Here is a 6,605-nt window from a genome sequence, read left to right on the forward strand (position 1 = left end):
CCCCACCCCCACCTCACCCAACACCACACCCCACCCACCACCACCCCACACACCACCTTCCTCGTGCCGGGCCACGGCACCGCAGTCCGCGGCGCCCTGGCCGGGCTCTACCAGAACGACCCGCAGATCACCGCCGCGCTGGACTCGCTCGCCGAGGTACTCGGTCCGGTCGGCGAGGCGCCGATCAGCGTCCTGCTCGACTCCGGTTCGCCAGGGCGCGAGGACCCGCGCCACACCCAGCCCGCGCTCTATGCGCTCGCGCTGGTCCTGGCCGCATGGTGGCGGGCGCACGGGATCGTGCCGCAGACCGTCCTCGGACACAGCGCGGGCGCCTACGCGGCAGCCGCGCTCGCCGGAATCCTCTCGCCGCAGGACGGCGCCCGCCTCAGTGCGCTGCGCGGCGGACTCATCGCGGACCTGCCGGGAGACGGCGCGATGCTCGCGGTGTTCTGCGAACCGGACCGCCTGGCCGGGTGGGCGCCCGTCGTCTCGGGCGCGGTGGACATCGCCCTCTACAACGGCCCACGCGAGACGGTCATCGCCGGGCCGTCCAGCGCCGTCGACGAGTTCGCGGCGCTGGCGGCGGACGAGGGCCTGCGCACGGTTCGGCTGCGCGTCCCGGTCGCCTTCCACACGGCGCAGGTGGAGCCGATGCTGGGCGCGCTGGGCGACGCATTCGCCCAGACCACCCTGCGACCGGCCACCGTACCGTTCGTGTCGGACAGCACGGGGCGGCTCGCCGGGCCGGAAGCGGCCACCGCGCAGTACTGGGTCCGGCACAGTCGGGAGCCCATCCACTTCAACGAGGCTCTGCACACCGCCCTGAACCAGGGGACGACGATCCTGATCGAACTCGGGCCGGGCGGCCTGCTTGCCTCGGCGGCCTCGGTCGCGGCCGCGTCCGGCGCCGAGTGGACCTGCGTCCCGACGCTCCCCCGCGCAGCCGAACCGGCCAGGCATCTGGCCGAGGCGCTCGCGCGGACCTGGGTCGCGGGCGGGCCGGTTGACTGGTCGCCGCGGACCACCCGGCCGGCTGTGCTGCCGGACCTGCCGCGGTACCCCTTCGAACGCCACGAGTACTGGATCCCGACGGCGCATCCACACCCCGAGAGGTCCCGCACGGTCGAGGTGGCCGCGGCAGGTGGCGCGGCTATCGACACCACCGAGGTGGTCGTCGGTGGAGGCGGCGACGCAGGTGTGCTTGACGTACTTCCGCTCCTCCGCCGCCTTCGTTCTGACGGAGTCCCCGGCGGCAGCACGGGAGACCGCGCGGCGGACGCGCCCCCGCCCGATACCCGGCCCGTTCCCGTCACGGTGTCGGACGTGCACCCGGCCCGGGCGGGTGAGCTGATCCACTGGCTACAGGCCGAACTGTCGGCCGTGCTCGGTCTACGCCGCCCCGAGGAACTCGGCCCCGATACCGGCCTCTTCGACCTCGGGCTCACGTCGGCGATGGTCGCGCAGGTACGCGCGCGGCTGGAGGACGGATTCGGCCTGAAGCTGCCGGTGACCCTGGTTTTCGACCATCCCACGATCCGGAGGCTGGCCGGATACCTGGCCGGGATCGAGCCGTCCCGGGTCAGTGCTCCGGCACCCGTACCCGCGCGACGCCCGGCCACCACACCCGCACCACGCGAATGGCGAGCCGCCGGCGCCGAACCCCTCGCGATCGTCGGCATGGCGTGCCGGCTGCCCGGCGGTGCCGTCGATCCCGACTCGTTCTGGCGGCTCCTGCGCGACGGGCGCGACGCGACCCGCGAGGTACCCGGCGACCGCTGGGAGCCGCAGGCGCCGTACGGGCCGGCCGGCTCGCCCGGATGGCGCGGCGGGTTCCTGGAGGGCCCGGTCGACGGGTTCGATGCCGCCGCCTTCGGAATCTCACCCCGCGAGGCGCGCAGCATGGACCCGCAGCAGCGCCTGCTCCTCGAAGTCGCCTGGGAGGCGCTCGAAGACGCCGGCGTGACCGCGCGGACGCTCGACAGCTCGGCGACCGCCGTGTACGTCGGCATCAACACGTTGGACTACCTGCACCTGCTCGCGGCGCACCCGGCCGCCGCGGACGACCCGTACCTGGCCACCGGCAACACCTTCAGCGTCGCGGCCGGACGCCTGTCCCAGCTGCTGGGCACGCACGGCCCGAGCCTGGCCGTGGACACGGCGTGCTCCTCCTCGCTCGTCGCCGTACACCTGGCCGCCCGCAGCCTGCGCTCGGGCGAGGCGGACCTGGCGATCGTCGCCGGAGTGAATCTCATGCTCTCCCCGCTGACCACAGCGAGCCTGGCCAGGATGGGCGCGCTGGCACCGGACGGGCGGTGCAAGACCTTCAGCGCCCGGGCCGACGGGTACGGCCGCGGCGAGGGCTGCGGCGTCGTCGTGCTCAAGCGGCTCGCCGACGCGCAGTCCGCCGGAGACCGCATCTGGGCGCTGGTCCGGGGCTCCGCGGTCAACCAGGACGGCCGCAGCGCCGGGCTGACGGTACCGAACGGGCGGGCGCAGGTGGCGGTGCTGCGCGAAGCGCTGCGCGACGCCGGGGTACGGCGCGAGGAGGTGAGCTACGTCGAGGCCCACGGCACCGGGACGCCGCTCGGTGACCCGCTGGAGCTCAGCGCCCTGGTGGACGCGTTGCGGCCGGAACGGGATCACGGTGAGCCGCTCCAGGTCGGTTCGGTCAAGACCAACATCGGGCACCTGGAGGCGGCAGCCGGTATCAGTGGTCTGATCAAGGTGGCGCTCGCCCTGCACCATCGCCAGATTCCAGGCCAGCTCCACTTCGACCAGCCGAACCCGCACATACCCTGGGATGAGATCCCCGTCCGGATCCCCCAGCGGACGGTCGAATGGGCGGCCCGGCACGGCTCGCGGATCGCCGGAGTCAGCTCCTTCGGCTTCAGCGGCACCAACGCGCACGTCCTGCTGGAGCAGGCGCCGGAGCAGGTGCCGGATGCTGTGCCGCCCCCGTCGCGCCCCGAGCCACCGGGTACCCAGTTGCTCCTGCTCTCCGCGCACTCGCCCGAAGCGCTCGACGCCACTGCCGAGGCATACCGGCGGATGCTCGACCAGACGCGCCACGACGGGCCGACCCTCGCCGATGTGGCCCGCACCGCCGCGCTGCACCGGACGCACCTGCCCCACCGCCTGTCCGTGGTCGCCGATTCCGCGCAGCAGGCCGCGGAACTGCTGGCCGGGTCGGCGGCCGGGCAGCGCGGTGCCGACGCGGGCGGGCGGGAGGATCCGCGCCGTGTCCGCCGCGGCCTCGCGCGCCAGGACGGCCGCACCAGGCTGATCGCCGTCTACACCGGCCAGGGGTCCCAGTGGCCCGGCATGGGACACGCCCTGGCCCGCCACCCCGCCGCCGACGAGGTTGTCGACCGCTGTGACGCGGTGGTGCAGCGGCTTGCCGGCTGGTCGCTGCGCGACGAGCTGTCCGCCGGGCGCGAGCGGTCGCGGCTGGACGACACGGCCGTCGCCCAGCCTGCGGTCTTCGCCGTCCAGGCGGCGCTCACCCAACTGTGGCGCGCCTGGGGGGTGCGGCCCGACGCGGTCATCGGCCACAGCGTCGGCGAGGTCGCCGCCGCCTACGCGGCCGGATACCTCGCGCTGGAAGAAGCGTGCGAGATCGCGGTGCGGCGCGGGGCGGCGATGGCCGCGACCCGGGGCCGCGGGATGATGGCCGTCGTCGGGCTCGACCGCCAGGCGACCGCCGCGCTGATCGCGCGGTGCGGCGCTGCCGTGTCGGTCGCCGTGGTGAACAGCCCGCGCAACACCGTCGTCGCGGGTGACCGTGCGGCCGTACGCGACCTGGGGCGCGAAGCCCGCTCCCGCGGCGTCTTCTGGTCCGTCGTGCAGGAGCAGTACGCATTCCACACGCTGGCGATGGCGGACTGCGCACGGGAGCTGCGAGCCGATCTGGCGGATCTCACTCCCGCGCCGCCGACGCTGACCGTGTACTCGACGGTGACCGGCGGCCCCGCGGAGCCCGGCTTCGCCGGTGCCGGGTACTGGGCGCGCAACGTCACCGAACCGGTGCTCTTCGCGGAAGCGCTGCGCCGTGCCGCCGGCCCGGGGCACAACGCCGTACTGGAAATCGGCCCGCATCCGGCCCTGGCAACCCCAATCCTGCAGTGCCTTGACGGCCACGGAACGGCAGTCCTCGCGGTCGAGTCGATGCGCGCGCAGCGGGACGGCCTCGCGTCGATGCTCGCCGCCGCGGGCACGCTGCACGTCAACGGTTACCAGCTCGACCACGCGGCCGTGCAGCCCGCCGGCGGCCGGCGGGTCCGGCTGCCGGGCTATCCCTGGCAGCGGGAGCGGTTCTGGATTCCCGACCGGCCGGCCCGGGTCCTGCCGGCACGCGGCGAGGACCGGGCGGTCCCGGCACCGGATGAGCGCGGGAGCGGCATCCAGGACGACGTCGACGCGTCCATGTACGAAGTCGTGTGGCAGCCGGACCAGGCAGACCAGGGTGCGGCTAACGGCAGCGCCGGTTCCGGAGGCGGTGGCCACTGGGTGCTGACCGGGTGCGCCGGGGACGGCGTGGCGGACCGGCTGTCCGCACTCCTTGAGGCGGCGGGCCACACCTGCCTCCGGATCCCGCCGCGGATGCTCAACCCGGACGACGGGTTCCGCGCTCTGACGGAGGCGATCCGCGGCGCCGGCGCCACATTGCGCGGCGTCGTCCACCTCGCGGCACTTGACGCCGATCCGGCCTTGCGCACACCCGGACCGGAGTGGGACGAGGCGCTCGCCGCCTCGTGCGGCCCGCTGTTGACCGCGCCGCAATCCCTGTCGGCGCCTGGCGTCGCGGCCGGAGCACGCCTGTGGGCGGTCACCCGCGGTGCCGTCCCGGCCGGCGACGCGGCGTGCGTACCGGTGCTGGCGCCCGCCTGGGGCCTCGGCCGCGCCGTGTCGATGGAGCAGCCGGGCATCTGGGGCGGCCAGATCGACCTCGATCCGCAGCACCCGGACCCCGACGCCGAAGCCGCGACGATCGCCCGCGAGATCCTCCACCCGGACGCGGAGGACCAGGTGGCATACCGCACCGGACAGCGCATGGTTCCCCGGCTGGTACGGGCCGGAGCCAACCGCGGTCCGGGCGACGCCGCGCCCGCGCCACTCGCGCTCGATCCGACGGCCGCCTACCTCGTCACCGGTGGCCGCGGAGCGCTGGGCCTGCTTCTCGCGCAATGGTTGTACCGGCGCGGGGCGCGGCACCTGATCCTGCTGGGACGTACTCCGCTGGCTCCGGGCGGCCCGGACAGCGGGCATGCGGGCACGGGCGAACCCGAAGGCGGCGTGCTCGCCGCGATCGAGCGGCTGCGCCGCGACGGCGCCACCGTGTACACCCCGGACGGCGACGTCGCCGACCCCGAGGCGATGCGTGCGGTCTTCGACCCGCGCAGCGGGCCGTGGCCGGCCGTACGCGGTGTGATCCACGCCGCGGGCCTGTTCGAACTCCGGCCGCTGGCGGACATCGGCTGGGCCGGGTTCCGGGCGGTGCTACGGCCGAAGGTCGAGGGTGCGCTCGTCCTCGCCGCCGCCGCCGAGGGCACCGCGCTCGACTTCTTCGTGTCCTGCGGCTCCGCGTGGTCCGTGTTCGGGGCCGCGCTCGCCGGGCATCTCGTCGCCGCGTGCCACTTCCAGGACGTATTCGCGCACGACCGCGCGCGGCGTGGTCTTCCGGCGCTGACGGTGGACTGGGGCTGGTGGGCCGACGGCTCGCTCGCCGAGGAGCACGGGGAATCCTTCCGGGCGACCGGAACCGCGCCGGTGAGCCGGGAACTCGGCTTCGCCGCGCTGGACCGGCTCACGGCCCCGGCTACCGGCCCGGCCCGGGTCCAGGCCGCGGTAGCGCCGTTGGACTGGGACAGGCTGCTCGCGACGCTCGAGGCGAAGCGCCGGCGGCCGATGTTCGAGGCGATGCGGCCGGCGCGCGAGGCGAGCACCGCGCGCGATGAGGAGCTGGCCAGCCGGCTACGCAAGGCCGGAAACCCGGCGGCCCGGATCCGGGTGCTGGAGGACGCCGTACAGGTCGAGCTCGCGGTGGTCCTCGGCCGCCCGGCCGGTTCCCGGATGGATCGCGAACTCGGCTTCTTCGACGCCGGGATGGACTCGATCACCAGCGTCGAACTACGCGACCGGCTCGCCCGGCGGCTGGGCGCCGAGGTGCCCGCCACCGCGGCCTTCGAAAACCCGACCGTCGCGGCGCTGGCCAGGTTCCTCCTGTCCGAGCTCGTCGGCGAGCCGGCCGAGCTGGCGAAGCCGGCCAAGCTGGCGAAGCCGGCCAAGCTGGCGAAGCCGGCCGGGCAGGCACCGGCCGGGCAGGCACCGGGCGGCGCGGTCGGGCGGGATGTGGGCCTGGCCGGGCTCGAAGCGGAGCTGGCCCACCTGGCCGAGGACGACCTGCTGGAGCTCCTCAAGCAGGAGTTGGAAACGGGAGGCACGGCATGACGACCGATGACGGGACCGCCGCGCCCGCCGAGCGGGACAGCCGCTCGCAGCGCGAGGAACTGCTCCGACGCGCCCTGCTCGAGGTGAAGGCGGCACGGGCCGAGGCCGCCGCGCTGCGGGCAGCCCGCCGCGAGCCGATTGCGGTGGTGGGGATCGGA

The 6,605-nt window shown here is 74.8% G+C and carries 1 protein-coding gene; it reads left to right on the forward strand.

From position 1 onward, the window contains the following. The first annotated feature begins 63 nt into the window (after nucleotides 1–63). On the forward strand, nucleotides 64–6,447 hold the full coding sequence (locus AAH979_RS42205) for an acyltransferase domain-containing protein (RefSeq protein ID WP_346263730.1): 6,384 nt from the start codon (nucleotides 64–66) through the stop codon (nucleotides 6,445–6,447). The last annotated feature ends 158 nt before the right edge of the window (nucleotides 6,448–6,605 follow it).

The organism is Plantactinospora sp. ZYX-F-223, assembly GCF_039649625.1.
Lineage (GTDB): Bacteria > Actinomycetota > Actinomycetes > Mycobacteriales > Micromonosporaceae > Plantactinospora.